Origin of the sequence: Kitasatospora sp. NPDC001261 (assembly GCF_042896795.1) — a bacterium.
Classification (GTDB): domain Bacteria; phylum Actinomycetota; class Actinomycetes; order Streptomycetales; family Streptomycetaceae; genus Kitasatospora.
In genome coordinates this window covers 227,344-253,589 of sequence record NZ_JBIAXP010000013.1, presented here as the reverse complement: position 1 = coordinate 253,589, position 26,246 = coordinate 227,344, and the positions used below count along the sequence as shown (strand labels likewise).

The following is a 26,246-nucleotide window of genomic DNA, read 5'->3' as shown; positions in this document are numbered from 1 at the left end:
ATGCTCCATCGCAGGCTCGCACGTGACTACGAGGCGAAGCCGGCCAGCTCGGTGGCGGCGATCCACTGGTCCATGACCGACGTGATGCTCCGGCGACTCACCCGCGCCGCCACCTTGACCTGGCGTGATCCGCCACCGTGGCATCCGCCACCTGTGACCGGCAGGAGCATCGATGAGGGAACTCCTGGACAAAATCGAGTCCCGGCAGCGGCTCGTCCGCGAGACAGTCGAACAACTGCGTGAGCGGATCGCTCGTCTCACCGAACAACTCGCGGCCGCCGAAGACACCTTGAAGCGTCTTGAGATCACCCGGGAGACCATCCTGGAACTGGCGGCCGAGACCGGCACAGAGCCGCCGGAGTCGCTGCCGCCCGGATACCGCGCGATCCTGGCGGTCATCGAGGCATCGGAGGAAGGGCTCCGGGCCAAAGACGTCTGCCAGGCGATCGGCCTCGCCCCCGAGTCACGGCATATCGAAGGCACCCGCGCCAAGCTGAAACGCCTGGTCAGCCGCGGCATCCTCACCGAACCCGAGCCCGGCGTGTTCGTCCTCACCAACCCGACACCGGCCACCCAGACCTGAACTCCGGCGAAGCCTCACAGAACACCCTCTCACTCACTCACCCACTCACCCCCCGGCCAGCGGAGCAGGGACGAGGGGTCCGGAGCAGCGAAGTACAGGAGGTCCGCCCCGCCGACTTCCACTTCGTCCCATTCACCGCAGCCGCCGCCCCACCAACTTCCCAGCGCAGCGTGGGAAGTCGAGCCCGCCGAATTCCCACTCCCCCGCGCCCAGCGAAGCGGGGTGAGATCGAAGTGGCACGACACAGGAAGTCGGACCCGCCGACTTCCCACTCCAACCCCCACCCCCACCCAGCAGAGCGGGGTGGGTGGTGACCAGAACGGCACTACACAGGAAGTCGGACCCGCCGACTTCCTGCTCCACCCCCGCGCCCACCCACCAAGCCGCGCAGGCCGGGGCCCAAAAAGAGGGACTGCCAGCCAACCTGCGGGCGGACGAGCGAGGCTGACCGAGCTGCAGCCGACGAACATCGATGCGGCACGAGAAGTCGACCCCTCCGACTTCTCACTCCATTCCAACCCCCACCCCCACCCGGCAGAGCGATGTGGGGGGTGATGGGAGTGCCGCACACAGGAAGTCGGGCCCACCGACTTCTCAATCACCCCGCCCACATCCCCACCCAGCGGAGCAGGGGCGAGGGGTCCGGAGCAACGAAGCAGGAAGTCGGGCCCGCCGACTTTCCGCTCCGGCCCGCGCGCCCACCCTCCATTCTGTGCGGGCCGGGGCCCGGGGAACTGCGGGTGGGCTAGGGGTGGCGGGAGTGGCATGGCGTGGAAAGTCGGGGTGGGCGAGGGGTGGGTCAGGAGTTCTGCCGGCCCGGGATCTCGGTGGTGTCGGGGTCGATGGGGGTGGCGTCGCTCAGGTCTTCCACTCTCAGTGGCTGTTGGCCGTCGAAGACGACCGCGAGGCCGTAGGGGTCGCAGATGGGCAGGCGGCCTTCGGCGAAGTGGAGGTGCCACTCGTCGAGGTAGAAGTTGAGCTGGGGGGAGTCCAGTGGGAAGTCCGCGGCCGGCAGGCGGAGGTAGGGCTGTGACTCCGCTTCGGTGAGGCCGAAGAGGGCCGGGTCGGCCGCCACTGCCTCGCGCACGAAGTGGAGCGCCGTCTCGAGGTAGTGGTCGATCCTGCCGAGGACCTCGGCGACCAGGGGGAGGTCGGCCCGGTCGAGGTCGTCGGTGTCTTCGAGCAGGATGGTGGCCTCGACGGGGGCGCCGTACAGCGTGCTCCTCGGTGCCTGGTCGATGCTCCAGACTCTCAGGCCGTCAGGACCGCGGGCGGGGAGCAGCCGTCCGATGCCGTTGCGGAAGACGTTCGGGGGCACGGCGACTCCGTCTCGCGGGACTCGGGGTGCGGCCGCAGGGGCTGCGGCCGTTCCCTCGGATGGTACGGCCGCAGGAAATCTTTCGGCCCAGCCAGGGCGCAGTGATGCCATTTCAGGGGATCTCGACCGCAAATTTTCCTGCGGGGGCGGGGTGCGTGTCGGATTTGAGTTGGAGCGCACTCCAAGTTCTACGGTTTCTGCCGTGGTCGCCGCCGCACGTGGTCGGCGGCGCGGGAACGGGAGAGGAGCGGCGCCGATGAGCAGGTCCGCGCACGAGGCCGAGGTCCGCCGGGAGCGTTTCGCGCACGGGTTGGAGGTGCTGGAGCGGATCGACGGCGAGGTCGGGCGGCGGGTGGTGGACGCGCTGGGCGACGTCAGTCCGGAGCTCGGGCACCAGGTGGTCGCCTGGGGGTTCGGGGAGATCTACAGCCGGCCGGGGCTGCCGCCGCGCGATCGGCAGTTGGTCACCCTGGGCATGCTCACCGCGCTCGGCGGGTGCGAGCCGCAGCTGGAGGTCCATGTCAACGCCTCGCTGAACGTCGGGCTCACGCCGCAGGAGATCGTCGAGGCGCTGCTGCACTCCGCCGGCTACTGCGGCTTCCCGAAGGCCCTGAACGCCACCTTCGTCGCCAAGAAGGTGTTCGGCGAGCGCGGCCTGCTGCCGGTCGCGGCGGACCGGCAGGGCGACCAACGGGACGACCAGCGGGAGGACCGGCCGACGGACCGGCCGGCCGACTGACCGGCAGCAGGCCGACGGACCGACCGGCCCGGTGGTGCGGACTTCGGCGCGGCAGAAGGTGCCGCAGCTGGCCCGCCCTGCTGGAACAGGGCAAGCCGGATCCCCTGGGTGGTGTCGAGTGGCAACGGCCGGGGAGACCGCGTGCATGGGGCGCGACAGGCCAATGCCGCGCCGGGCCCTGGCGCCACCGGCTCCTGGCCGGGGCTGGGCTGGTGCGGGGCGCTCACCCCGCCGATATCCACTGAGGATGGCGTTTCGATTTCCTCGCGGCAAGCCCGAAAGCGCGCGGGAGGTCGGACGCGGCGGGCAGCGGGACCCGGGGGTGCGGACGGCCGGACGGCCGTGGGCTGCGAATTCCTTCTGACGGTTTTTCAATTTCGGCTGGGACAAGGCGAGAAACGGCGCCGTAAACCGTTGGACCGCCCCCGTGGTACACGGCGACCCTGTGCGTGGGTGTCCAGCCCGCCCGGCTCTGGAAGGCCGGACGGGCATGCGTGAGGACCCCGGTCGAGTGGCAGCAACCGCAACCCAGCAAAGCGGAGACCGCATGGAACAGCAGTACACCCCGGCCGCGAACGCGGCGTGCGTCGAGGTCCGGACGGCCCCCGGCACCCCGGTGCCGGTCCCGGCCACCGTGCTCGTGGTCGTCGTCCTCCTCCTCACCACCGCCCTGACCACCCTCGGCACCCCCGCCCGCACCGCCGTCGCCACCCTGGCCGGCGCCGGACTGCTCGGCATAGAGCTGGTCCGCCGCCTGGCCGAGGCGCTCACCGTCCACCGGGCCCGCTAGGAGGCGGCCGGTGGGGCGCCTGAACAGCGCCCTGGCTGAGCAGGACAAGGAGGTCCGGACGCTCGCGCGGTGGCTGCGCGGACTGCGCGAGCGCTCCGGCCTCACCTACAGCCAGATGGCGCGCAAGACCGTCGGATTCACCCGGCCCGTCTCCCTCGCCACCCTCTCCCGCGCGGACGAGGGCCGTACGGTGCCGACCTGGCCGGTCACCGAGGCCTACGTCCGGGCCTGCGGCGGCTCGGTGCGCACCGCCGAGCGGCTGTGGCTGCGCGCCGACGCCCGCAGGCCCCGCCGGAGGGGGAAGGTCGCGGGCTGCGGACCGGCCGCGCACCGGGCCCTGCGGTACGTCACGGAGCGTTCCGAACTGCTCGTCGCCATGCGGCGGTTGCGGCTGCGCGCCGGGAGCCCGACCCTGCGCGAGCTGGAGACCCGCGCGGTGCGGGGCGCGGTGAGCCACCTGCCGCGCAGCACCCTGCACGGGGTGCTGGCGGGCGAGCGGGACTGCACCGAGCGGGTCCTCGTCGAGTTCGTCCGGGCCTGCGGGGTGGGCCCGGCGGAGGAGGACGAGTGGGTCGCGGCCCTGCGCCGCACCGCCGGGGCGCCGCCCCCGCCGTCCTCCCAGCCCGACGTCCGCCGCCAACTCGCCGAGGCCCACGCGGAGATCCGGCACCTGCGCCGCGCCCTCGGCAGCCGCCCGGCGCAGGAAGTCGGCCCGTCCGACTTCCCACGCCGCACCGGCCGGTTGGCGGGACGGCCCGTCCCCTGACCGGAGGCCCCGCCCCGCGTGCCGGAGTGGGAAGCCGGCCCGTCCGACGTGTCATGCCGTGGCCGCCCCCGCGCGGCAGAACGGGGAAGCCGACGGGGGCAGGGTTCCATCGGACACGACGGGTGTCCCCGGCGACGCAGGACGTCCCGCGACCGCCTCGGTGACCGATCCGTCGGTGACCGACCTGTCGGTGCACGGCCCTACGGTCGCGGCGTGACCAATACCGACGCCCTTGCTCTCGTCTCGGCCTGGCAGCGCTTCAGCGCCTGGTTGGCCGCCCATTCCCCGGCCGATCACGCGGCCCTGCGGCCGCCAGCCGACGCCGGCCGGATCGCACACCTGGAAGAGGGGCTCGGCTTCGCCCTGCACCCCCAGCTACGCGCCCTGCTCGAACTGCACGACGGCGTCGCGCAGCCACCCGACGGGGAGATGTACCCCCCGGGATCCTTCCTGCCCCTGGGACACCGGCTGATCCCCACGGAGCACATCCTCACGCGCCACCGGGAGTTCGCCGAGGTCCTCCCCCCGGAGACCTTCGGCCCCGAGAGCTGGCGCCACCTGGTCAGCCACGCGCACTGGTGGGTACCCATCGCGCTGCCGAACGACGGGGGCCTGCTCCTCGTGGACCACCTCCCCGGTCCCGTCTACGGGCACGTCTACGAGATGGGCCTCGGCTCGGGCGATGCCGACGGCAGCCTGTGGGCCACCAGCCTCGCGGACATGTTCACAGCACTGACGGACAGCCTGACCACCGGCCGACAGTTCCACCACTTCGCCCCGGACACCCACCGGCACGCCCCCGGACACCACCGCATCGACTGGCAGGTGGTGCTGTAGCAACCACCCCGGACCGAACAGCCCGGCAACGGACGCGCCGCACGCGGCCACGGCACCGGGCGGTGGCGTCTGCGGCGGGGTGGGTGCGGTCGCCCCGGGGCGGAACCGAGCGAAACGGGGATCCGGCGGGCGGGGGCGGGGGCGGGGGGTCAGTCTCCCGGGCGGCGGCGCAGCCACCGGTAGAGCAGGGCGGCCGTGGCGGCGCCAGCGGCCAGGACGGCGGCGTCGAGCCAGGTAGGCACGGCCGGGTCCTGCCCGTGGTGCTGGTAGACGCCGGACAGCAGGGCCCGGGCGGCCAGGGCCGCCACCGCCCCGGCGCCGGTGGCGATGAGGGCCTCGATCTGGCCGGTGCGGCGGGAGGGCACCGGCTCAGAACCCGGTGAGGGTCGTCTTGCCGATCGCCGTACCGGACTCCTGGAGGCGGTGGGCCGCCCGGAGGTTGGCGGCGTTGACGGGGCCGAGGTCGCGGGTGGCGGTGGTGGTGAGGACGCCCGCGTCCACCAGGCGGGCGACCCGGTCGAGGATGCGGTGCTGCACCGCCCGGTCGGCGGTGGCGTGCAGGGAGCGGGTGAACATGAACTCCCAGTGGAAGGAGATGCTCTTGCCCTTGAGGACGCCGATGTCCAGGGAGTCGAAGTCGTCGACGGCGACGATGCCGCCGAAGGGCTTCAGGGCCTCGGCGTAGGCGGTGAGGTTGCGGTCGGTGGCGACGGTGCTGAAGACGTGGTCGAGGCCGCCGGGGGCGACCTCGGCCAGCTGCGGGCCGAGCGGGCGGCTGTGGTCGATCACGTGGTCGGCGCCCATGCGGCGGGCGAAGTCGGCCGATTCCGGGCGGGAGGCGGTGCCGATCACGGTCAGGCCGGTGAGGGCGCGGGCGAGCTGGGTGACGAGGGAGCCGACGCCGCCCGCGGCGGCGGTCACCAGCAGGGTGCCGCCCTGCTCCGGTCCGCCGGTGCCCAGGCCGAGGCGCTCGAAGAGGCCCTCCCAGGCGGTGAGCGCGGTCAGCGGGAGCGCGGCGGCCCCGGCGAAGGAGAGGGTGGCGGGCTTGCGTCCGACCAGGCGCTCGTCCACCGCGTGGTAGCGGGAGTCGGCGCCGGGCCGGTCCAGGGCGCCGGCGTAGTACACCTCGTCGCCGACCCGGAACAGCTCCGTCCGCGAGCCGACCGCGACCACGGTGCCGGCCGCGTCCCAGCCCAGCACCCGCGGCTCGCCGCCCGGGTCGGCGCTCTGGCGGACCTTGTGGTCCACCGGGTTGACGCCCACCGCCTCGACCCGCACCAGCAGGTCGCGCGGGCCCGGCCGGGGCACGGGCAGCTCGACGTCGAGCAGGCTCTGCGGGTCGTCGACCGGCAGGCTCCGGCGGTAGGCGACGGCGGGCATCGTCGCCGGGATCCCGGCGGTCTCGGGCGTCGGGGGCGTCGCGGGCATGGCGGTCATCAGGGCTCTCCTCCTCGGGCCACCCGGGGTGTCCGGGCACGTCGGAGACGGTATGCGGAAGGTAGTGGTTACCCGCAAGGACCATTGGTACCTGTTGGGTACCGAAGCAGTACCCAACGGGTACCAATGGGTACCATCGGCGCGTGACGACGACCCGTACGGCGAAGACCCACGCCCCCGACTGCACCGACCCCAAGTCCGTCTACGCCGCGGCCTGCCCCTGCCGCGACATGCTCGACCTGCTGGCCAACAAGTGGAGCGCCCTCGCCCTGGGCGCCCTGGAGGACGGCCCGCAGCGCTTCGGCGCACTGCGTACCCGCCTGCAGGGCGTCAGCCCGAAGGTCCTCACCCAGACCCTGCGCAGGCTGGAGGAGCACGGCCTGGTCCACCGCGAGATCCACGCCGAGGTCCCCCCGCGGGTCGAGTACAGCCTCACCCCGCTGGGCGTGGACGCCTGCGCCCCGCTGGCACACCTGCGCACCTGGGTGGAGCGCAACATCGACCGCTTCCCCGTGACCGGCTGAGGACGATCGGCTGCGGACGCCTGCGGTCGTGCTCGGCGACCGGTCGTACTCGGCGACGGCAGGCGGTACGGCCGTCCCGGTCGGCTCCGAGGCCGGCTCCGAGGACGCCTCCGCTCAGGGCCCGGACGGGGCGTCGACGGCCTTCGCCCTGCACCGCGGGCAGCTTCCGGGCCGCTTCCTCGCGACGAACGGATGCCGGTAGACCGTCACCCGGCGCCGGGGGATGCCGCAGAGCGTCGCCGGGCCGGCCAGGGCGTGCTCCAGGGCCGGGTCGCCGGTCTCCCGGCTTGCGGCGAAGCCCGTCGGAGCGAGCCCGAGCGTGAACCGGAGGGAACGGAGGCGGCGACCGAGCTGCGGCATGACCGCCACCTTCCCACACGGCTCTTCCACCGTGACGTCAACGAGAACCGGGCAGACCGGGCAGGCCCGGCAGGTCGAGGGTGGCGCGGAGGCCGCCGGCGGGTTCGGGGGCGAGGTGGAGGGCCCCGTGGTGGGCGTCGGTGACGGCGGCGACGATGGCCAGGCCCAGGCCGTGGCCGCGGCGGGCCGGGTCGGTCTCGGCGGTGCGCCCGCGGCCGCGCAGGAACGGTTCGGTGAAGGTGGCCACGGTCTCCGCCGTCAGCTGGGGGCCGGTGTTGGCGACGGTCAGGCGCACCCGCCCGGGCCGTTCGGGGTCGGCCCCGGTGGCGACGGTGACCCGCCCGCCGGTCGGCAGGTTGTGCCGCAGCGCGTTGTGCAGCAGGTTGACGGCCGCCTGGCGCAGCAGGACGGGGTTGCCGGTGGTCGGGGCGGGGCGCAGGTCGGCGGTGAGGGTGACGCCGAGGGTCCGGGCCTCGTCGCGGACGGCGGCCAGTGCCTCGCCGGTGGCGGTGGCGAGGTCGGTGGGGGCGAGGTCGGGCGGGGCGTGGCCGAGGTCGGCGAGCTGGAGCAGGGCCTCGCTGATCTCGATGCCGCGCTGGTTGGTGTCCTGGAGGCGGCTGACGAGCCGGCCCCAGTCCTGGCCGGCCGGGTCGGCGGCGGCGACCTGGAGCATGGTGCGGGTGATCGCCAGCGGGGTGCGCAGTTCGTGGGAGGCGTTGGCGGCGAAGCGCTGCTGGGCCTCGAAGGAGTGCTGGAGGCGGGCGAGCATCTCGTCGAAGGCGTCGGAGAGGTCGGTGAACTCGTCGCGCGGCCCGGTGAGGGCGATGCGGTGTTCCAGCGCGCCGCCCGCGGCGCGGTGGGCGGCGCGGGTGATGTCCTGCAGCGGGCGCAGCACCCGGCCGGCGATCAGCCAGCCGCCGACCAGGCCGACGGCGGTCAGCAGGGCCAGGGCGTAGCCGCTGGCGGTGAGCAGGGAGCGCAGGATCTCCTGGCGGGAGGGGGCGTCGGAGCGGTAGCGCGGGTTGGAGGAGGTGAGGGGGTAGTTGGGCACGTAGCGCATGCCGACGTAGACGACGGCGAGGCAGAGGACGCCGGCGGTGACGGCGAAGAGGGTGTAGCTGAGGGTCAGGCGCATCCGGGCGGTCAGCCGGCGCGGGCGGGTTCCGGTGCGGCGTCCGCCCGTACGGCGCCCGGAGGCGGAAGAGGAGGAACCGGGGTCGGGGTTCACTGCGGGGTGCCTTCCTGGCGCGGGTCGGTGAGGCGGTAGCCCACGCCCGGCACGGTCTGGATCACCCACGGGTCGCCGAGGCGTTTGCGCAGGCCGGAGATGGTGATGCGGACCGCGTTGGTGAAGGGGTCGGCGTTCTCGTCCCAGGCGCGTTCCAGCAGGTCCTCGGCGCTGATGACGCCGCCGTGCGCCGCCATCAGGACCTCCAGGACGGCGAACTGCTTGCGGGACAGGCCCACGTAGCGGCCGTCGCGGTAGACCTCGCGGCGGAAGGGGTCCAGGCGCAGCCCGGCGTACTCCAGGACGGGCGGCGCGGCCTGGGCCGGGCGGCGGGCCAGGGAGCGCAGCCGGACGACGAGTTCGGCGAGGTCGAAGGGCTTGGTGAGGTAGTCGTCGGCGCCGAGTTCGAAGCCGGCGACCTTCTCGTTCAGGCGGGCGGCGGCGGTGAGCATCAGCACCCGGCAGCCCAGGCCCTGCTCGACGATGCTGCGGCAGACGTCGTCGCCGTGGGTGCCGGGGATGTCGCGGTCGAGGACGACGACGTCGTAGCTGTGGACGGCCAGGCGCTCCAGCGCCGCGTCGCCGTCGGTGACGATGTCGCAGGCCATCGCCTCCAGCCGCAGTCCGGCCTGGACCGCCTCCGCGAGGTAGATCTCGTCCTCCACCACCAGGACCCGCACGTGCCGTTCTCCCTCGCTCCGCTGTTCGTACCCATTGGACCCGATGGGGCCTATCGAAAACGTATCGGCCTGCGCAGACGTCCTCGCAACACCGACTTTCCTCCAATGGTCCGGCAACGGACGAGCACCACCGGGAGGCAGGAAATGGACACGACGGACACCCCGACGGAGACGGGGACCAGCACAGCCACGGGAACGGAGACGGGGACGGCCACGGGGACGGCCGCGCGGAGCGGACGGCAGCGGCGGCTGGCCGCGGGCGCCGCCGCGACGGCGGTGCTGGCCCTGGCCGGGGCGTGCGCCGCCGACCCGCCGGGCACCGAGGCCGTCCTGCGCACCCTGGCGGCCACCGTCACCGCCCAGCCCGTCACCGCCCCGCCCGTCACGACGGAGGCGGAGGCGGACGGGGAGATACCCGACGGCCGGACGCTGACCCCCTCCGACACCGGCTCCCCCGCCGTGGGCAACCTGGACGGTCCGCTGCGCGAGGCCCTGCAGCAGGCGGCCGTCGACGCGCGGGCCAAGGGCATCGAGATGACCGTCACCTCCGGCTGGCGCAGCAAGGCCTACCAGCAGCGGCTGCTGGACCGGGGGGTGGTCACGTACGGGAGCCTGGAGCAGGCCCGGAAGTTCGTCAACACGCCGGAGAAGTCCGCGCACGTCAGCGGCAAGGCGGTGGACGTCGGCCCGACCAGCGCCGACTACTGGCTGATCCAGAACGGCGCCCGGTACGGGCTGTGCCAGGTGTACGCCAACGAGATCTGGCACTTCGAACTGCTCACGACGCCGGGCGGGACCTGCCCGGCGCCGCTGCCGGACGCCGCAGGGTGAGGGGGCGCGCCGTGACCACTCCCACCGGTTCCGACACGCCCGCCGAGGCGCCCGCCGGGGCCGCCCGGCCGTCCCGGCGACGGGCCGCACCCGGGTGGTGGGCCGTACGCCGGTGGCCGATCACACGAGGGCGACGGGCCGCACGGGGGCGACAAGCCGAACCCCGCCGACAAGCCGAACCCCGCCGACGGGCCGTGCCCCGCTGGCGCGCCGTCCCCCGGTGGCGGCGCGGGCGCGTGCCCGCCGCGCTCGGGCTGCTCACCGCGCTCGCCCTGGGCGGCCACCGGCTGGTGCCGGAACTGGGCGTGGGCCTGGGCAGCCTGTGGGAGAGCGCCCTGCCCTGGAGCGCCCTGGTGGCGGTGGCGGCGCTGCTGTGCGCGGCGCTGCGCCGGGCACCGGCGGCGGCCTGCGCGGGCGGGGTGCTGGCGGTGGTGTGGGTGGTGGCGTTCGGGCCGCTGCTGCTGGGCGGCGGGGCTCCGGCGCACGGGGCGTCGACGGGCGGGACCGGCGGGCCGGGGCTGACGGTGGTCACCCACAACGTGAACGCCGCCAACCCGGACCCGGCCGGCACCGCCCGCGCCCTGCTCGCCGCCGACCCTGACCTGGTCGCGCTGGAGGAGGTCACCGACGCCGCCCTGCCCGCCTACCAGGGCGTGCTGGACAAGGCGCTGCCCCACCACGCCCGCACCGGCACCGTCGCGCTGTGGAGCCGCTACCCGGTGACGGAGTCCCGGCGGCTGGTCATCGACCCCGGCTGGAACCGCTCCCTGCGGGCCGAAGTCAGCGCCCCCGGCGGGCCGTTGGCCGTCTACGTCGCCCACCTCGCCTCGGTGCGGATGACCGCCACCGGCTTCGCCACCGCCCACCGCGACCGCGACATCGCCGCCCTCGGCCAGGCCCTGGACGCCGAACCACTGCGCCGGGTCCTGCTGCTGGGCGACCTCAACACCGCCGCCGACGACCGCGCCCTCGCCCCGCTCACCAGCCGCCTCACCCCCGCGCGCAGCGGCTTCGGCTTCAGCTGGCCGTCCGCCCTCCCCCTGGCCCGGATCGACCACATCCTCACCCGCGATCTCCCCGCCACCGCCACCTGGACCCTGCCCGCCACCCCCAGCGACCACCGCCCGGTGGCGGCACGGCTGCGGGGCTGACGGCGGGGCCCGGCGGCAGGCCCGAGCCCGGTCAGGCGACCAGCCGCAGCCAGGCCGCCGCGAGGGCGGCGTGGCCGGCCGGCGTCGGATGGACGCCGTCCTCGGCCCAGTGCTCGGCTCCGGCCGTCGCGGCGAGTTCGGCGAACCTGCCGTCGGCGGCGAGCAGGTGGGCCCCGTAGCGGCGGGCGAGCCTGCGGACGGCCTGGATCTTCGGGTCCAGGTCGGCGCGCCACCGCTCGCGTTCCTTCTCGCCGATGAGCGCGGCGCCGGCCTCGACGGTGCCGCGGATCGGCAGGAGGAACGGCTCGATGAGGACGAGTTCCGTGCCCGCTTCGGCGAGGGGCGCGAGGAGGCGGTCGTAGCCCGCCTCGAAGCGTTCGGCGGGGATCGGGTACCCCCGCGGGTCGAGGATGTGCCGGCCCGCGTCGTTGACCCCGACGAGGATCGAGACGACGTCCGGGCGCGCGTCGAGCACGTCCGTCCGCCAGCGGGCTTCCAGGTCCGTCACCTTGTCGCCCGCGTTCGCGGTGTTCAGCCAGGTCACCGGCCGGTCGGGGTGGCGGTGGGCCCACTCGCCGGCGACGCGCAGCGGGTAGCCGTGCCCGAGGCCGTCCCCGCTCTCCCGGCGGCGGCAGTCGGTGGTCGAGTCGCCGGTGAACAGCACGGTGCTTCCCGGCCGGAGGGTGATCATCGTGACTCCTTCCCCGGCTGAAGCCGGGGGCTTTCTCGCTAGCCCTTCCGGGCGTTGCGACGGGCCAGCCCGGCCCGTAGAACATTGACGGCTCCCACCGTGTCGGAGTGTGCCCGGTGGGCGCAGCCGGTGCAGTGGAAGGTGTCCTGGGTGGGCCGGTTCTCCGCCGTGGTGTGTCCGCATGCGGGGCACGTCCGGGAGGTGTTGCGGGGGTCCACGGCGATCACTTCCCGTCCGGCGCTTTCAGCCTTGGCGTGCAGGATCGTGAGGAACACCCCCCATCCGGCATCCGATATCGAGCGGTTGAGTCCGGCCTTGGCCGCAGCCCCGTTCGGCAGGAACGCGCCTGCCTGTTCGGGGTCGGGCTTCGGCGCGGGGGCCTTGACCATGTTGCGGATCTTGAGGTCTTCGTGCGCGATCAGATCATGCGCGCGGACCAGTCCGAGGGCGGTCTTGTGGGCATGGTCGAGCCGTTGACGGCGGACCTTACGGTGCAGCCCGGCCACGGTCTCCACAGCCTTGCGGCGGCGATTGCCACGGCGCTTGCACCGACTGAGGGCCTGCTGAGCGGCTTCGAGCTTCGCGGCGGCCTTCCGGCCGTGGCGGGGATTGGCAACGAACTCGCCGTCGGAGTCGGCGAGGAAGTCGGCTATGCCCATGTCGATGCCGACCACGCTGCCGGTCGCGGGCAGCGGATCGGGCCGGGCCTGCTCGGCAGTCAGCACCACGTACCAGCGCTTGCCCTCACGCTTGACGGACACGGTCTTGACCGTGCCGACCACCGCACGGTGCCGATGCACCTTGACGTGGCCGACGCCCTGGAACCGGACACGGGTCACCGGGTCGTGCGGGGTCGAGTCCCAGCGGCAGCCGTCACCGTTTCTGGGGAAGTCCACCGTGTCGAACCGGTTCACGCCCCGAAAGCGCGGGTAGCCGGGTTTCTCGCCGGACTCGACCCGGCGGAAGAACGCGGCGAACGCCTTGTCCAGCCGTCGAAGCGTGGCCTGCTGGGAGGAGAAGGACCACCGGCCCTGACACTCCGGGTCGAACGCCCGGATCTCCTTGAGCTGCGCGGACTGCCCGCCGTAGCGGACCGTCGTCCTGGAGACATGCCGCAGGCATCACGTCGTTCCTGCAACGCCCCGTTGTAGAGCGAGCAGTGATCCCGCAGCATCTCGGAAAGCGCCTGCTGCTGGCCCACGGTGGGCCGCATCAAGAACTTGTACGCACGAATCAACACGACCCACCCCCTCCACCGCCTCGACCATCAACATGCCACACGCCGCTGACAGAAGACACCACGAGCGTCCCGCTGCGCAGGGACGTGGCGCCGCTCCGCGCCGCCGATCTCAGGATCGGATTCCCTCCCCGGCTGAAGCCGGGGATACCCTCCGAAGATCAGGGATGGGTGCTCCTCGCGAGGGGTGGGTCCGGACCTCTCGAAGGTGCCGGGCCGCACTGTCACCGCGCTGACGTCAACCTTCATCTCACCTGCGGGAACCGCGAGATGACGATGTGTCAGCCGACGGGGACGGCGTCCTTCGGCAGGGTGTGCCAGTTGGTGACGACCGGCTTGTCGACCGGGGTGGTGCCGACGGGGACGGTCACCGGGTTCGGGTCGGGGGTGCCGATGCCGATGATGACGTCGGTGTACTGGACCGCCTGGTTGCCCTTGGTGGTCTTGGTCATGATGCCCGCGTACACGGTCTTGGCGCCGCTCAGGGTGATCTGCTCTCCCGCCCCGCGCTCGAAGGCGGCGGCCTCGATGCCGCCCGAGCCGAACGCGATGACGGGGTGGCCCGCGGGGAGCGTGCAGGTGATGCCCGACTTGGCCTTGGCGCTGATCAGGAGGTAGCCGCCGGCCTGGGTTTCGGCCTTCGCGCCGAAGTCCAGGTCGTTGGCGCCGCAGACCTGGCCGTACCCGCTCTTGTCGCCGGGCGCGGCGGATGCCGAACCGGCGGGCGCGGCAGGGGACTTGGGCGGGGCGGTCTTCGTCGGTGCGGCTCCGGCCGGCGCGGCCGTGGCGGGCTCGGAGGGCGCGGCGGCCTTGGTCACGGGGGCGGTGGGGGCGGCCGCGTCGCTGTTGTCCGGTCCGCAGGCCGTGGCGGTGGCGGCGATCGCCGCGACGGCGGCGGCGGTGAGGGCGAGGCGGCGCGTGCGCATGGGGGGGTTCTCCTGCTGTCGTCCGGGCGGTGCGGTTCACCGGCGTGTGATCACCGTACGGGCGGGTCGTTCACGGGCCGGTGCGGGAAATATCCCGATCCTGTCCCAGAAGGCCTGCGCCAGAAGGCTTGCACGGACGGGGTGTTGGACGACGCGGGCGGGGAACGCCGCCGGGCCGGCCGCCGCAGGAAGGGGGCCGGCCCGGTGGAACAGGGCGGGTCAGCCGAGCAGTTCGCCCTGGAGGGTGACGACCTGCCGGAAGGGCGCGGTGGGCACGCCGGCGGGGTTGGTCATGGTGATGACGGCGACGACGTCGGCGGCGGAGAGGTAGGCGACGCGGGCGGTGGGGGCGCCCTTGGTGCCGGCCGTGGTGGACTCCACGAGGGTCAGGCTGCTGCCGTCGAGGGCGTCCCAGTCGTCGTGGGGGGTGCCCTTGGTGGAGGGCGCGGCCTTGGGGCCGCCCTTGGAGCGCACGTCGGCGAAGGCGCCCCAGGACTCCCGGACGGAGCCGAAGCGCAGCAGCCGGATCTGGGTGCGGGTGCCGTCGGAGGCGGTCCACTCCCGGACGGTGGCCGCGCGGCAGGCGTGCTCCAGCAGCACGGAGCGCATCTTGACCGGGTCCTGCTGCTCGTCGGCGATCGCGTCGCAGGGCACCCACTGGCCGAACGCGGATCCGGCGGCGGGGGCGGAGGCGCCGGCGGACGCGGAGTCCGAGGGCGCCGGGGTGGCCGGGGCCGACGGGGCGGCGGTCGGCGAGCCCGAGGGGGCGGCCGCGGTGGGCGCCGGGAAGACCGGCGGGGTCAGCGAGCCGCCGGCCTCCTTGGGCGCGGGCAGCAGCAGGTAGCGCAGGTCCGCGTGGTGCGGGGACTTGCCCTTGTCGTCCGGGGCCTCCTGGCCCGCGGGCAGCGGAGGCAGCGTCAGCGGCGCGAAGGTGTAGCGGCCGTCGCTCGCGGTGGCCAGGCCCGGCAGGTCGGTCCGGTCGGGGGCGGTGACGGCCAGCGCGCTGCCGGTGCCGGCGAGGGCGAACACCAGGACGGCGCCGCTCCAGCGCACCGCGGCCTTGCGGCGCCGGGTGCGGCGGGCCTCCTGCTCCGCGAGGGCCGCGGGGTCCTCGGCGGCGGCGAAGGGCTCGGCGACGGGCGCGGCGAGCGCCTCCAGGACCGGATCGGCCCCCTTCCCGGGCACGGGCGCGGGCGCGGGCGCGTTCGCGGGCGCGTTCGCGGGCACGGGCGCGTTCGCGGGCGCGGGCGACGGGGTGGCGTGGTCGGTCATACGGAGGCTCCGGGGCGGGCGAGGCGGTCGAGCTGGAGGGTGAACAGGGCGACGATCTTGTCCTTGGGCAGCGGCGCCACACCCTCGGCGCTCATGACCACCAGGAGGTCGCCCTCGGCTGCCGAGCACTCCAGGTAGTCGATCGGCGCGGACGGCGGCGCCGGCATCAGGTAGCAGTGCGCCTCGGGGTGCCCGGGGACGGCCGGGCCGACCCGGAACAGGCCGGTGTCGCCGGTGAAGACCGCGGTGTACTCGTTGATCCGCTGCACTTCCTGCTGGTTGAACTGGCGCAGCTTCAGGCCGATCACCAGGTCGTCCCCGTCGGCGAGGTAGGTGCGCACGCCGGAGGCCTTGACGTGCATGCCCTCCCAGTAGGAACGCATCTTGTCGCGCTTGTCCTTGGGGAGCTGCTGGAGGTCGGCGTCCATCTCGGCGGACAGCTGCTCGCCGTTCTGCTCGCTGTCGTGGCCGTAGCCGCCGTCGTCCGGGCCGGGCCGGTAGCCGGCCGGCACGGGCAGCAGCAGGTCGCGCATCGAACCGAAGTGGCTGCCGTTGGACTTGGCACCGTACGGCGTGGCGGTCGCGGTGGGGGTGGGACCGGTGGACGGGGCGGCGGCGGTGGCCGGCGCGGGGTCGTCGTACTGGGTCTTGATGATGCCCACGCCGATGGCCACGCCGACCAGCGCGGCGGCGGCGGTCGCGGCCCCCGCGCGCAGCAGGCGGCGGGAGGCGGGGCTCGGGCCTGCGGGCGCGGCGGGGCCTGCGGGCGCGGCGGACCCGATGGGCGAACCCTCGGGTGCCGGTTCGGGCGCGCCCGGGGCGGCGGCGGTGGTCATGGTGTCGTCGTTCACGCGAGCCGCTCCCACTGCCGCTTGGCGAGGTCCTTGAGGGTGTCGGGGTTCACCGGCTTGGTGTCGAGGACCTCGATCGTCATCTGCACCGACCCGCGCTTGGCGCTGGCCCCGCCGTAGTAGTACTGCTCGGTGCTCTCGGCCCAGTGGCTGGGCACGGTGTCCACCTTGTAGCCGCCGCTGGCGCCCTCGGCGAACGGCAGCGGCCAGTAACCGGGACCGGTCTTCGCCTCGTCGGAGCGGTCCTCGGTGAACTGGACCAGCTGGACGCGGTAGAAGACGCCGTCCTTCTTCCAGTCCACCTCGGCCGCGCGCCGGAAGCCGCGCGAGGCGAAGTCCTTGAACCTCTTAGCCGAACCGCCCTTCTCCTCGGCGAGTTCGCCGATCGAGATCCAGCTCGGCTTGTCCGGGTGGTCGTCCCAGGGGGCGCTGCCCTCGGGGGCGCCGATCAGCAGCTTGGTCAGGTCGCCGTCGATGCCGATCGGCGCGGGCTGCTCGGCGGCGAGGGCGGCCGGGTCGACCCGCTCGGCCGGGTAGGCCGGGCGGGCGGCCTGGAGCGGCGGCAGCGGCGTGGGCGGGCGCTGGGCCTGCACGGCGTAGCCGACGCCGCCGCCGGCCAGGGTGCCCAGCACCAGGGCGCAGGCGGTCAGCAGCACGGGGCGGGGGCGGCGCGGGCCGCGCGGGGCCTTCGGGGCGCCGGCCTCGGGTGCGAACGGCGCGGCGGGTACGGCGGGTTCGGGCGCGACGGGCGGTGCGGCGGGCGGCGGCGGAACGGCGGGCGCGGCGGGCACCGGCTCCGCGGGTTCGGTGGTCACGGAAGTGGCTCCAGAGGAGGAGGAGAAGGACGGGGAAAGGGCGGAGCCGGGCTCAGCCGCCGGTGGTGAGCCACTCGCGCTGGCGCTTCATCAGCTCGTTCAGCAGCGCCTTGTCGGGCGTCCCCTTCACGTCGACGTCGATCGTGTACTGGACGTCGCCCTGGCTGGAGATGCCGCTCATCGAGCCGGTGTAGGCCTGCTGCTTGGGGGCTTTCAGGTAGCCGCGGCCGCCGGAGTCGCCGTCGATGTCGAACGGGTCCAGTGACTTGATCTTGTAGTTCTTGGCGAAGTCGGACGCCATCGCGGTGGAGCCGAACTTCAGCAGGGTGACGGTGACTTCGGCCTTGCCGTCGGCGGTCCGGTACATCCGGTTCGCGCCGCCCTTGTAGCCGTAGGACTTGAGGATGTCCATGATGCCGTCCTGCTTGCCGAAGAGGTCGGCGACGTCGTCGTCGCTCATGGCCATCCCGTCCACGGGCCCGTAGGACTCGCCGCCGGCCGGGATGGGGAGCAGGAAGTAGCGCAGGTCGCCCTCGTGCTTGCCGCCGCTGACGGTGCCCTTGACGGTGCTGGCGGGGGCGGGCTCGGCCGGGACGGCGGTGGGCACCGGGACGGGCGCGGCCGAGGGCGTCGCGCTCGCGGCGGCACTCGCGCTCGCGCTCGCCTTCGACGGGGCCGGGGCGGCCGCGGCGGCCGGGCGGGTGTCGGGCTTGCCGACGGCGACGGTCACGGCGGCGCTGGCCGCGGTGACGGCGAGCAGTCCGGCGGTGGCCAGCGCGACGCCGACGGCGCGCGGCAGCCGGCGCGGGGCCTGCTCCGGTGCGGGCGGTACGGCGGCGCCGGCCTGGGCGTCGGGTGCGGCGGCGGCGGGCGCGGCGATCTCGGGAGCGGCGGCCCCCGGCGCGGCGGCCGGCTCGGCCGGTGCCGGAGGTCCGGCGGCGGCGCCCTCGTTCTCGGGCTCAGGCAAGGAAATCCCCCCAGTGAAGAATGCGGAATCCCACGCGCGGGCTCCTCACGGGAACCACTCCCCCAGCGGGTTCTCCGGGCATTCCGTCACGCGTGTCGGCAGGAATTATGAAAGGCCGCCGACACCACTGCCAAAACAATCAACCGCCACACTTTCCCCCAATGTTCGACGAATCGGACACACCGTGATCGAACCGCAATGGGCGCTGTCCTGCGGTGATGACACTGTGTCGACACATCGATTCGAACATGGCCTACTTCCGCCCCGCCGGTGCCGGGGGCCGGACCGGTGCCGTCAGATCCACCCTTCCTCCCAGGCCCGCCGCGCCGCCTCGTGGCGGGTGCGCACGGCGAGCTTGGTGATGGCCCCCGAGAGGTAGTTGCGGACGGTGCCGGGGGCGAGGTGGTGCTGCTCGGCCAGCGCGCTGATCGGCTGGCCCCGGTGGACGGCGCGCAGCACGTCCAGTTCGCGCGGGGTCAGCGGGCAGGGCGTCTCGGTGAGGGCGTGGGTGGCGAGCCGGTGGTCGATGTAGCGGCCGCCGCCGTGGACGTCGCGCAGGATGTCGGCCAGTCGGGTGGCGGGGGTGGTCTTGGGCACGAAGCCCTGGATGCCCGCCGCCAGTGCCCGGCGCAGTACGCCGGGCCGGGCGTGGCGGGTGACGAGGACGACGGGGACGGGGTGGCGGCGGCGGATGGCCTGGGCGGCGCCGACGCCGTCCAGGTGGGGCATCTCCAGGTCCAGCAGGGCGATGTCGACCGGGTGGTCGGCGGCGGCCCGGACGGCCGCGGGGCCGTCGCAGGCCTGGGCGGTGACGGTCAGGTCGGGTTCGAGGTCGAGGAGCGCCGCGAGGGCGCCGCGGGTGAGGTCCTCGTCCTCGGCGAGCAGGATGCGGATCACGCGGGGGCCTCCCGGTCGGTGTGGCCGGCCAGTTCGAAGCGGCCGTCGGGGTGGGTGGTGGTGCCGACGTGCCCGCCGATGGCGTGGAAGCGTTCCCGCAGCCCGGCCAGGCCGCTGCCGTTACCACTGCCGCGGTCGGTGGCGGGGTGCGCCGGGGCGCCGTCGTTGCACAGCAGGACGCGGACCCGGCCCGCGTCCGCGGTGACGGTGATCCGGCAGTGCCGGGCGCGGCTGTGGCGCAGGATGTTGGTGACGCCCTCGCGGACCAGGGCGGCGAAGGCCGGCTGGAGCTGGTGGGGGACGCGTTCGGCGTCGCCGTCGACGACGGTGCGGATCCCGGCGGCCTCCAGGAGCCCCACGGCGTTGGCCAGTTCGGTGCCCAGGCTGGCGCTCCGGTAGCCGTGGACCACGGCCCGGGACTCCTCCAGGGCGGCGCGCGCCAGTTCGGTGATCTCCCGGAGCTGGGCGCGCGCCTCGTGGTCGCTGCGGCCGATCAGCCGCTCGGCCAACTCCCCCTTGAGCGTGATGGCCTGGAGCCGGTGGCCCTGGAGGTCGTGCAGGTCCGCGGCGAAGCGCATCCGCTCCTCCGCCACGGCCAGGTCGGCCGTGGCTTCGCGGACCTGCTCGGCCTCCACTACCGCCCGCCACAGCCGGAGCAGGACCAGTTCCACCGCGGCGACGAACAGCAGCATCCCGGCGCCGGTCGCCGCCGGTACCCCGGGCAGGAGGCCGGGGGTCTCGTGGCGCCACTGCGCCACGGCCTCGCCCAGCACCGCGCAGACCAGTGCGACCGCCGTCAGCAGCCGGCGCCGCGCCCGGGCCGGCAGGGACAGGGCCAGGGCCGCCGTCATGGCCCCGGGCACCATCGCCCAGTCGAGCGCGGTGTACGGACGGTCCGCCATCTCGCCCCAGGTGGCGACCGCCACGGCCAGCAGCGCGAGGCTCCACCGCCACTCGGCCGCGGAGGGGCGGCGGGGGCCGGTTCCCTGTCCCTCCGGCGGGCCGGCACCGGGCTCCCGACCCACGGCGCGAGGCGGCACCGCCCGGCGGACGAGCCGGGTGTGCTGGACCAGGACGGCGACGATCACCGGGGCCGTCAGCGCGGTACGCACCGGGTCCAGGTTGAAGACGACGTCGTTCGCGGCCAGCAGCAGCCACAGGGGCCCCAGGGCGAGCAACGTCCGGCGGGTGAGGAGGCCCAGCCGACCCGGATCGACCACACCGGCCCCCGCGAATGAGGTGCTCATGTCCGGCCAGCGTAGAGGCCGTCGCCGCGCCCTGTCTGTAGCCGAACCAGCCAATAGATCATGACAGTTGTCATAAACCGACCGTGACACCGCCCGGCCGGTTCATGCCATCAGCCACTACTGGCGCCCGGCGCGCGCCCGCGAGACTCTCCACCGTCTCTCCACGGGGTGCGCGCCCGGGCTTCGCCGCGTGCACACCCTCTCCCCTTACCTTCCACGACCGCTCCAGGAGCACGGATGACCATCGCCCGCAGGACCCGCCGGCGCCGCACCCTCGCCGCCTCCGCCACCACCGCCCTCGCCGTCGGGCTGCTGAGCCTCGGCGCGGCACCGGCCGCCCACGCCGACACCCTCCCGACCCTGTGCAACCCGGCCGTGGACCACACCACCACGGAGACCCTCAACGTGCAGGTGAACCCCGTCATCACCGACTTCCTGATCTTCAACGTCGCCCCGGGCGCCACCGGGCAGCACAGCGAGACCCTGACCCGGGTCAACTCGGTGACCACCACCGTCGACAACAGGACCGAGATCACCGCCAGCGCGAGCGTCCTGTTCCTCAAGGTCGAGGCCAAGGTCGGCTTCTCCGTCCAGAAGACCACCTCCACCACCACCAGCACCACCGTCAGCGACACCTGGAACCTCAACTCCCCCGGCCGCTACGGCCTCTACCGCGGCACCCGGGTCGTCACCGGCCAGTACGTCAACCGCGTCTGCGCCCAGACCGGCGGCCCCAACACCGGCATCTGGGTCACCACCTCGCCCAGCCCCGGCACCTTCACCACCTACGAGGCCCCGGAGATCGGCTCGGTCGTCTGCGCGCCCGCCGAACCCGCCGGCACCGTGCGCCGCGCCGCCCAGCTCCTCATCAGCAGCTGCTGACCGCCCCGCCGACCCGACAGCCCTTGGAGATCCCGTGACGAACCCACGCCGCAGCACCGTGCTGCGCGCCCTCGGCGCCACCGCCCTCGCCGCACTGTCCGCCCTGACCCTGCCCGCCGCCCCCGCCACGGCCGCGCCCCAGGGCCTGGCCTCAACCGAGTGGCACGGCTACGTCTGCGACGACGGCTACACCCGGATCAGGACGCCCTTCAACCAGCTCGTCGAGCGCAACCAGTACAGCACCTGGGCACAGGCCGTCCAGAACCCCGACACCGGCGGCTACAACCAGCAGTGGAAGCTCTGCCACCACCGGGACGACAGCCAGGCGTTCATCTTCCGCAACCGGCAGAACGAGAACTTCTGCCTGGGCCTGTGGAAGGAGAACCCTGCCGACCCGACCGAGGGGTTCGTCGACGGCGCCGTCCTCTCCGTGTTCGACTGCACGGGCCTGATCTACAGCAACCAGGTCTTCGGGCTGATCCACCCCACGGCCGGCTCCCAGCAGGTTCTGATCCGGATCTCCCACAGCGGGAGCATGCTCACCATCGCCGACCCGAACGGCGGCGCGGGCTCACCGGTGACCCAGTACGGCTACCGGGCGACCGCGTTCACCCTGGAACACCTCGCCGGGTGACCTCCCCCCACCCCACCACGGGCCCGGCCCGCAGCGCCGGCCCCGACGGCCCCGACCCGACGACCCTTGGAGGTCCCGTGACGAACCCACGCCGCAGCACCGTGCTGCGCGCCCTCGGCGCCACCGCCCTCGCCGCACTGTCCGCCCTGACCCTGCCCGCCGCCCCCGCCTCGGCCGCCACCCAGGGCCTGGCCTCCAGCGAGTGGCACGGCTACGTCTGCGACGACGGCTACTACCGGATCAAGACGCCTTTCAACCAGCTCGTCGAGCGCAACCAGTACAGCGCCTGGGGGCAGGCCATCCAGAACCCCGACACCGGCGGCTACAACCAGCAGTGGAAGCTCTGCCACTACAACACCGACAACCAGTCGTTCATCTTCCGCAGCCGGCGGAACGAGGGCGAGTGCCTCGGCCTGTGGAAGCAGAACCCGAACGACGGCGCCACCGGCGGCGAGGGCGCCAACCTCAACGTGTTCGACTGCCAGGGCTGGATCTACGGCAACCAGATCTTCCACTTCCTGTACCCCAACCCTGGCAACACCAGCCAGGTGATCCTCAGGCTCGCGCACAGCGGCTTCTACGCGGCCCTCGGCGACCAGTCCGGCAGCGCCGGCTCGGCCATCGCCCAGTACTCCGACCGGGTGGCCGTGTTCACCCTGGAGCACCTCGCTCCCTGACGTCCCCGTGGCCGTACGGGCCGGGCCGGGCGGCGGTCCGGGCCCGAGGGCGGACGGCTGCGCCTACCGTTGGACCGTGGACGGACAGGTGTGCGGCGAGGAGTACCCGGTCGACGGATCGGACCCGGACGGCCGCGGGGCGCCGTCCGATCAGCCTGACCCGGCCCGCGCCGACCCGGCCCGGCCCGGCGCGGGAGGCGGGCCGGCGGCCGGGGCCGCCGGGGCCGGGGCCCCGCGGTTCGCCGTCGGCCCCGGATACGCGCTCTACCAGGGGCCGTTGGCGGACAGCGCCTTCCACCGGCACGCCACCTTCCAGGTCGCCGTCGCGGCCGCCGCCCGCACGGTGGCCATCGACGACGACACCGGGCGGCGCCACCGCGGGCCCGCGCTCGTGGTGGCGCCGATGGTGCGCCACCGGATGGCCCCGACCCGGGAGGTGCTGACCTTCTACGTCGACCCGCACTGCGCCTTCGCCGACCGGCTGCGCGCGGGCTGCGCACCGGGGGTCGCCGTCGCCCCGCAGTGGCGGGGCCTGACCGAGCGGGACGTCCGGCCCGGTGGCGGGCTGCCCGCCACCGGGCTGGACCCGCGGCTGCGCGCGGCGATGGCGGCACTGGCCGCCGACGGCCGGGAGCCGCTGGAGGGCCTGGCCGCGCGCGTCGGACTGTCCCCGCAACGCCTGCGGGCCCTGGCACGGCGACAGTTGGGGGTGCCGCTGGCGCGCTGGCGCAGCTGGCAGCGGCTGTCCCGGGCGGCACTGGCCGTCGGCGAGGGGTGCTCCCTGGCACAGGCGGCGCTCGCGGGCGGGTTCGCCGACCAGGCCCATCTCACCCGGTGGATGCGGGAGTTGACGGGGCTGACGCCCTCGCAGGTGCTGCCCGCCCTGCGCGGAACGGCGGTTCAGGCCGGGCGGCGCGCGGTGTAGAAGGACATCGAGCCGGTCACCGTCGCGACGGTGTCCACCTCGCGCACCCCCTCGAAGCCGGCCTCCGCGATCAGCCGGGGCAGGATGCCGTCGGCGTTCGGCTGGGTGTCCTCCTTGCCGTCGGCGAACTGGACGATCCGGAAGGCCAGCCGCATGGCCGCCGTGCGCTGCCGCCCGTAGTCGGCGATCACCAGCTTCCCGCCGGGGCGCAGCGTGCGGTGCATGGCGGCGAGGACGGCCTGCTTCATCGGGACGGGGCACTGGTGCAGGACGAGGCTGGAGACGACGGTGTCGGCGGTCCCGGCGCCGACGACCTCGTCCACCGCGTCACCCATGCCGGTTCGGAAGTCGGGTTCGATCCCGGCCGCGGCGGCCTTGCGGCGGGCCAGGCGCAGCACGGCGGGGTCGGGGTCGACGCCGACGACGGTGGCCTGCGGTTCGGCGCGGCCCAGCAGGACGGCGAAGGACCCGGTGCCGCAGCCGACGTCGACGATGACGTCCCCGGGGCGCGGGGCGGCGTGCATGGCGAGCAGGCTGCGCCACAGGCGTTCGCGGGTGAGCGAGACGATCGGGTCGTAGAGCCCGAGGGCGAGGCGCCCGGCGGCGGGGGTGAAGGTGTCGGTCGGTGTCATCCGGCCAGTGTGGTCGGGTGGTTGGGGCCGCGTCTTGAACGAATCGCTCGCGTCCCCGGGGGCGGATGAGCGCTTCAGGAAGCGGCCGGAGCGGGAGCCGTACGGGCCCGGAGCAGCAGGAGCAGCCCGATCCCGAGCCCCAGGTCGACGGCCAGGCCCAGTGCCTGCAGCCAGTCGGCCGTCTTCCCCGGCGAGTAGATCTCCAGGTAGTCGGACAGCGCGTGCACCAGCACCAGCGGCCAGACGCTCCCGATGTACAGGCGCGCCCCGCACAGGCAGAAGCCGAACGCGCCGGCCTCCAGGACCTGCCACAGCGTGTTGCCCAGGGGCGCGCCGAAGAACAGCCAGTTGCCGAGGTGCCCGACCCCGAACAGCACCGCCGTCAGCACCACCGCGCGCACCGGGCCGAGCGGCCGCGCGACCTCCAACACCAGTGCCCGGCTGCTCAGTTCCTCGCTGACCCCGATGGCGAGCATCAGCACCACCCCGCCCACCAGGGTCGCCGTGCCGCCCTCGATCCCGGGCAGCGCCGCCAGCCCCGCCACCACCACCAGCGGCAGCAGCACCGGCCAGCGCGCCATCACCCCGGGGCCCGCCACCCCGCCGGTCGCCAGCAGTCCCCAGGCCCGGAGCAGCACCAGCACCACCGCCGCGCCCGCCAGGTTGACCACGGTCGGCCCCAACTGCGGGAACCACCCGGGCTCCAACGGCGGGAGCACCTTCGCCACCACCACGATCACCGCCTGCCAGACGACCGCGACCCCGACCGCCCCCAGCACCGGATGCCGGCGCACCTGGCTCCCCCATCGCTTCAGCACGGCTCGATGGTAGGCGCGGGAACATCAAGTCAGCACCATCACGGACGAGTTGATCCCCAACCGAGATGCCGGTGACAGGCGCGCAGGAAGTCGGACCCGCCGACTTCCTGCGCACACCACGGCAGACCGGGCGGCCCTGCGTGCTCCGCAGGGCCGCCCGGAAAGAACGCTTCAGGAGCTGGTCGGGAAGTCACCCGCCCGGACACCGGCGACGAAGGACCGCCACGCCTCGGGAGCGAAGACGAGAGCCGGGCCGTGGGGGTCCTTGCTGTCGCGGACGGGGATGGAGTCCAGAAGCCCGCTGGCGACCTCGATGCAGTCGCCGCCTTCGCCGCCGCTGTAGCTGCTCTTGCGCCATGCCAGGCCAGCTGTCACGCGGATGACCTCCTGGGCCCTCAGTCGGTGGTGGGCTGCCCCGCGCGGCGCGGGCCCCCCCACGGTACTGGGCCAGCCGACCACCGGGAAGCCATCCACCCGGACGCCCTCGACGAAGGACCGCGACGCATCCGGGGCGAAGCCGAGGAGCGGGCCGCAGAGGGTGCTTCGTGGCTACCAGGCGTGCCAGAGTGCGTCGTGGCGGTGGCGGACCGGGGGGATGTCCGCGCCGTCGAGGTCGTGGCCGGCGCGGTGCAGTCCGCGGATCCGCTGGGCGGCGAGCCGGCCCTGAAGGCGGGCCCGGGCTTCGGCCGTGGCGATCTCGGTGGAGAAGTACCCCGTCCTGCAGTCGAGCACCTGCCACTGCCAGGAGGTGATCCGGCGACGCGTCTTCTTGGGGGCGGGGCGACGGCCTTCGCGGGCGGCCCGGGCCAGTTCGGCGCGGGTGTAGCGCAGGTCGTACAAGGACATGGAGTGCGATGCGCCTTCTTGGACGCGGAGTTGTCGGGGAGTCGTGCGGACGGTTCGGGACATCAGGGGCCTCCGTAGGGCCCTCCGGGCTCTCCAGAGGTACCTACGGCGGGTGCGAATCGGTCAGCACGAATCAGCCTCCAGCGGTCGGGGCGGCCTACCCGGCAGCACAGTAGTCGCGCGGAGGGGTGGAGGCTTCAGGTTTTCAGCCCGCCCCCGCTGCGAGGTCGAGGCACTCCGAGGGCCCTCACGTTGGCCCAGCGCATCAAGCAGACCGGGCGGCCCTGCGTGCTCCGCAGGGCCGCCCGGCAAGAAACGCTTCAGGGGCTGGTCGGGAAGTCACCTGCCCGGACACCGGCGACGAAGGACCGCCACGCCTCGGGAGCGAAGGTGAGAACTGGGCCGTGGGGGTCCTTGCTGTCGCGGACAGGGACGGAGTCCAGGGGCCCGCTGGCGACCTCGACGCAGTTGCCGCCTTCGCCGCCGCTGTAGTTGCTCTTGCGCCATGCCAGGCCAGCTGTCATGCGGACGACCTCCGGAGGCCCTCAGCCGGTAGTGGGGGGGCCCCCCCCCCCCGGGGGCCCCCCCCGGGCGGGGGGGCCCCCCCCCCCCGCCCCCCCCCGCCGGGGCGCCCCCCCCACACCCCCCCCCACCCACCGGGGTGGAGGGCAGGGGAGGGGCGGGG

31 protein-coding genes and 2 pseudogenes are annotated in these 26,246 nt (G+C 74.0%); 13 read left to right on the top strand and 20 right to left on the bottom strand.

Annotation, left to right across the window (positions count from 1 at the left end):
* Positions 1-105, top strand: a pseudogene (locus ACFY4B_RS19650) (IS5/IS1182 family transposase); the annotation flags it as partial.
* A gap of 67 nt (positions 106-172) precedes the next feature.
* Positions 173-583, top strand: coding sequence for a hypothetical protein (locus tag ACFY4B_RS19645; protein WP_387969303.1), 411 nt, complete (start codon positions 173-175; stop codon positions 581-583).
* 799 nt (positions 584-1,382) lie between these two features.
* On the opposite strand, the gene ACFY4B_RS19640 is transcribed toward ACFY4B_RS19645, so the two are convergent.
* Positions 1,383-1,901, bottom strand: coding sequence for a hypothetical protein (locus tag ACFY4B_RS19640; RefSeq protein ID WP_387969301.1), 519 nt, complete (start codon positions 1,899-1,901; stop codon positions 1,383-1,385).
* Between the two features lie 256 nt (positions 1,902-2,157).
* Between ACFY4B_RS19640 and ACFY4B_RS19635 the strand changes: the two genes are divergently transcribed.
* The 4 genes from ACFY4B_RS19635 to ACFY4B_RS19620 all read left to right on the top strand — a co-directional run bounded on the left by ACFY4B_RS19635 (position 2,158) and on the right by ACFY4B_RS19620 (position 5,033).
* Positions 2,158-2,640 (top strand): carboxymuconolactone decarboxylase family protein, encoded by a 483-nt coding sequence (locus ACFY4B_RS19635; protein WP_387969298.1) that lies wholly within the window; start codon positions 2,158-2,160, stop codon positions 2,638-2,640.
* Positions 2,641-3,187: 547 nt separating this feature from the next.
* Positions 3,188-3,430, top strand: a complete 243-nt coding sequence (locus ACFY4B_RS19630; protein ID WP_074005312.1) for a hypothetical protein — start codon at positions 3,188-3,190, stop codon at positions 3,428-3,430.
* Positions 3,431-3,440: 10 nt separating this feature from the next.
* The gene (locus tag ACFY4B_RS19625) at positions 3,441-4,196 is read left to right on the top strand and encodes a helix-turn-helix domain-containing protein (RefSeq protein WP_387969295.1); all 756 of its coding nucleotides are present in this window, start codon (positions 3,441-3,443) and stop codon (positions 4,194-4,196) included.
* A gap of 213 nt (positions 4,197-4,409) precedes the next feature.
* A complete protein-coding gene (locus ACFY4B_RS19620) occupies positions 4,410-5,033 on the top strand; it encodes an SMI1/KNR4 family protein (RefSeq protein WP_049658362.1) in 624 nt (207 codons plus the stop codon).
* A 149-nt stretch (positions 5,034-5,182) separates the two neighbouring features.
* On the opposite strand, the gene ACFY4B_RS19615 is transcribed toward ACFY4B_RS19620, so the two are convergent.
* A complete protein-coding gene (locus ACFY4B_RS19615) occupies positions 5,183-5,398 on the bottom strand; it encodes a hypothetical protein (protein ID WP_117485103.1) in 216 nt (71 codons plus the stop codon).
* A gap of 4 nt (positions 5,399-5,402) precedes the next feature.
* Positions 5,403-6,413 carry a zinc-binding alcohol dehydrogenase family protein gene (locus ACFY4B_RS19610; protein ID WP_387969323.1) on the bottom strand — a complete coding sequence of 337 codons (1,011 nt, stop codon included), beginning with the start codon at positions 6,411-6,413 and terminating at the stop codon, positions 5,403-5,405.
* 200 nt (positions 6,414-6,613) lie between these two features.
* Between ACFY4B_RS19610 and ACFY4B_RS19605 the strand changes: the two genes are divergently transcribed.
* Positions 6,614-6,994: a helix-turn-helix domain-containing protein gene (locus tag ACFY4B_RS19605; protein ID WP_074005307.1), complete on the top strand. Its 381-nt coding sequence runs from the start codon at positions 6,614-6,616 to the stop codon at positions 6,992-6,994.
* Positions 6,995-7,108: 114 nt separating this feature from the next.
* Here ACFY4B_RS19605 and ACFY4B_RS19600 read toward each other — a convergent pair whose 3' ends face one another.
* The 3 genes from ACFY4B_RS19600 to ACFY4B_RS19590 are packed head-to-tail and all read right to left on the bottom strand — an operon-like array spanning position 7,109 to position 9,262.
* Complete coding sequence (locus tag ACFY4B_RS19600) at positions 7,109-7,354, bottom strand: hypothetical protein (RefSeq protein ID WP_387969291.1); 246 nt, start codon at positions 7,352-7,354, stop codon at positions 7,109-7,111.
* 37 nt (positions 7,355-7,391) lie between these two features.
* Complete coding sequence (locus ACFY4B_RS19595; RefSeq protein WP_387969288.1) at positions 7,392-8,582, bottom strand: sensor histidine kinase; 1,191 nt, start codon at positions 8,580-8,582, stop codon at positions 7,392-7,394.
* Positions 8,579-9,262 carry a response regulator transcription factor gene (locus ACFY4B_RS19590; protein ID WP_074005305.1) on the bottom strand — a complete coding sequence of 228 codons (684 nt, stop codon included), beginning with the start codon at positions 9,260-9,262 and terminating at the stop codon, positions 8,579-8,581. Before ACFY4B_RS19590 ends, ACFY4B_RS19595 begins: the two co-directional genes overlap by 4 nt.
* Positions 9,263-9,406: 144 nt before the next feature.
* On the opposite strand from ACFY4B_RS19590, the gene ACFY4B_RS19585 reads away from it, so the two are divergent.
* Together ACFY4B_RS19585 and ACFY4B_RS19580 are read left to right on the top strand one after the other, a co-directional pair.
* Positions 9,407-10,093 carry a M15 family metallopeptidase gene (locus tag ACFY4B_RS19585; protein WP_387969286.1) on the top strand — a complete coding sequence of 229 codons (687 nt, stop codon included), beginning with the start codon at positions 9,407-9,409 and terminating at the stop codon, positions 10,091-10,093.
* Between the two features lie 236 nt (positions 10,094-10,329).
* Positions 10,330-11,244 (top strand): endonuclease/exonuclease/phosphatase family protein, encoded by a 915-nt coding sequence (locus ACFY4B_RS19580; protein ID WP_387969283.1) that lies wholly within the window; start codon positions 10,330-10,332, stop codon positions 11,242-11,244.
* Positions 11,245-11,275: 31 nt separating this feature from the next.
* Here the strand turns inward: ACFY4B_RS19580 and ACFY4B_RS19575 are convergent, their stop codons facing one another.
* From ACFY4B_RS19575 to ACFY4B_RS19535, 9 genes and pseudogenes are all read right to left on the bottom strand, one after another.
* Positions 11,276-11,935, bottom strand: coding sequence for an SGNH/GDSL hydrolase family protein (locus ACFY4B_RS19575; RefSeq protein ID WP_387969280.1), 660 nt, complete (start codon positions 11,933-11,935; stop codon positions 11,276-11,278).
* Positions 11,936-11,973: 38 nt separating this feature from the next.
* Positions 11,974-13,172, bottom strand: a pseudogene (locus tag ACFY4B_RS19570) (RNA-guided endonuclease InsQ/TnpB family protein).
* 281 nt (positions 13,173-13,453) lie between these two features.
* Positions 13,454-14,098: a hypothetical protein gene (locus tag ACFY4B_RS19565; protein WP_387969277.1), complete on the bottom strand. Its 645-nt coding sequence runs from the start codon at positions 14,096-14,098 to the stop codon at positions 13,454-13,456.
* A gap of 219 nt (positions 14,099-14,317) precedes the next feature.
* Positions 14,318-15,370: a hypothetical protein gene (locus ACFY4B_RS19560; protein ID WP_387969274.1), complete on the bottom strand. Its 1,053-nt coding sequence runs from the start codon at positions 15,368-15,370 to the stop codon at positions 14,318-14,320.
* Positions 15,367-16,221, bottom strand: coding sequence for a hypothetical protein (locus tag ACFY4B_RS19555; protein ID WP_387969271.1), 855 nt, complete (start codon positions 16,219-16,221; stop codon positions 15,367-15,369). Before ACFY4B_RS19555 ends, ACFY4B_RS19560 begins: the two co-directional genes overlap by 4 nt.
* Positions 16,218-17,036 carry a hypothetical protein gene (locus tag ACFY4B_RS19550; protein ID WP_380740498.1) on the bottom strand — a complete coding sequence of 273 codons (819 nt, stop codon included), beginning with the start codon at positions 17,034-17,036 and terminating at the stop codon, positions 16,218-16,220. Before ACFY4B_RS19550 ends, ACFY4B_RS19555 begins: the two co-directional genes overlap by 4 nt.
* 52 nt (positions 17,037-17,088) lie before the next feature.
* Positions 17,089-18,003 carry a hypothetical protein gene (locus tag ACFY4B_RS19545; protein ID WP_387969268.1) on the bottom strand — a complete coding sequence of 305 codons (915 nt, stop codon included), beginning with the start codon at positions 18,001-18,003 and terminating at the stop codon, positions 17,089-17,091.
* A 294-nt stretch (positions 18,004-18,297) separates the two neighbouring features.
* Entirely contained in the window at positions 18,298-18,900 is a 603-nt protein-coding gene (locus tag ACFY4B_RS19540) for a DNA-binding response regulator (protein ID WP_074005297.1), read from the bottom strand.
* Positions 18,897-20,147 carry a sensor histidine kinase gene (locus ACFY4B_RS19535; protein WP_387969265.1) on the bottom strand — a complete coding sequence of 417 codons (1,251 nt, stop codon included), beginning with the start codon at positions 20,145-20,147 and terminating at the stop codon, positions 18,897-18,899. The genes ACFY4B_RS19540 and ACFY4B_RS19535 overlap by 4 nt, the downstream gene beginning before the upstream one ends.
* Before the next feature lie 237 nt (positions 20,148-20,384).
* Here ACFY4B_RS19535 and ACFY4B_RS19530 point away from each other — a divergent pair, with 237 nt between their 5' ends.
* From ACFY4B_RS19530 to ACFY4B_RS19515, 4 genes are all read left to right on the top strand, one after another.
* A complete protein-coding gene (locus ACFY4B_RS19530; RefSeq protein WP_387969262.1) occupies positions 20,385-21,029 on the top strand; it encodes a hypothetical protein in 645 nt (214 codons plus the stop codon).
* A gap of 34 nt (positions 21,030-21,063) precedes the next feature.
* Positions 21,064-21,663 carry an RICIN domain-containing protein gene (locus ACFY4B_RS19525; protein ID WP_387969259.1) on the top strand — a complete coding sequence of 200 codons (600 nt, stop codon included), beginning with the start codon at positions 21,064-21,066 and terminating at the stop codon, positions 21,661-21,663.
* 77 nt (positions 21,664-21,740) lie between these two features.
* Entirely contained in the window at positions 21,741-22,340 is a 600-nt protein-coding gene (locus ACFY4B_RS19520; protein WP_387969256.1) for an RICIN domain-containing protein, read from the top strand.
* 76 nt (positions 22,341-22,416) lie between these two features.
* A complete protein-coding gene (locus ACFY4B_RS19515; RefSeq protein ID WP_387969253.1) occupies positions 22,417-23,265 on the top strand; it encodes a helix-turn-helix domain-containing protein in 849 nt (282 codons plus the stop codon).
* Here ACFY4B_RS19515 and ACFY4B_RS19510 read toward each other — a convergent pair.
* The 5 genes from ACFY4B_RS19510 to ACFY4B_RS19490 form a co-directional block, all read right to left on the bottom strand.
* Positions 23,241-23,897: a class I SAM-dependent methyltransferase gene (locus tag ACFY4B_RS19510; RefSeq protein ID WP_380782864.1), complete on the bottom strand. Its 657-nt coding sequence runs from the start codon at positions 23,895-23,897 to the stop codon at positions 23,241-23,243. The genes ACFY4B_RS19515 and ACFY4B_RS19510 overlap by 25 nt on opposite strands.
* A gap of 74 nt (positions 23,898-23,971) precedes the next feature.
* Complete coding sequence (locus tag ACFY4B_RS19505; protein WP_387969250.1) at positions 23,972-24,715, bottom strand: CPBP family intramembrane glutamic endopeptidase; 744 nt, start codon at positions 24,713-24,715, stop codon at positions 23,972-23,974.
* Between the two features lie 171 nt (positions 24,716-24,886).
* Entirely contained in the window at positions 24,887-25,090 is a 204-nt protein-coding gene (locus ACFY4B_RS19500) for a DUF397 domain-containing protein (RefSeq protein WP_387969247.1), read from the bottom strand.
* A 174-nt stretch (positions 25,091-25,264) separates the two neighbouring features.
* Positions 25,265-25,561: a hypothetical protein gene (locus ACFY4B_RS19495; RefSeq protein ID WP_079271786.1), complete on the bottom strand. Its 297-nt coding sequence runs from the start codon at positions 25,559-25,561 to the stop codon at positions 25,265-25,267.
* Between the two features lie 320 nt (positions 25,562-25,881).
* The gene (locus ACFY4B_RS19490; RefSeq protein ID WP_387969244.1) at positions 25,882-26,085 is read right to left on the bottom strand and encodes a DUF397 domain-containing protein; all 204 of its coding nucleotides are present in this window, start codon (positions 26,083-26,085) and stop codon (positions 25,882-25,884) included.
* Positions 26,086-26,246 lie beyond the last annotated feature (161 nt).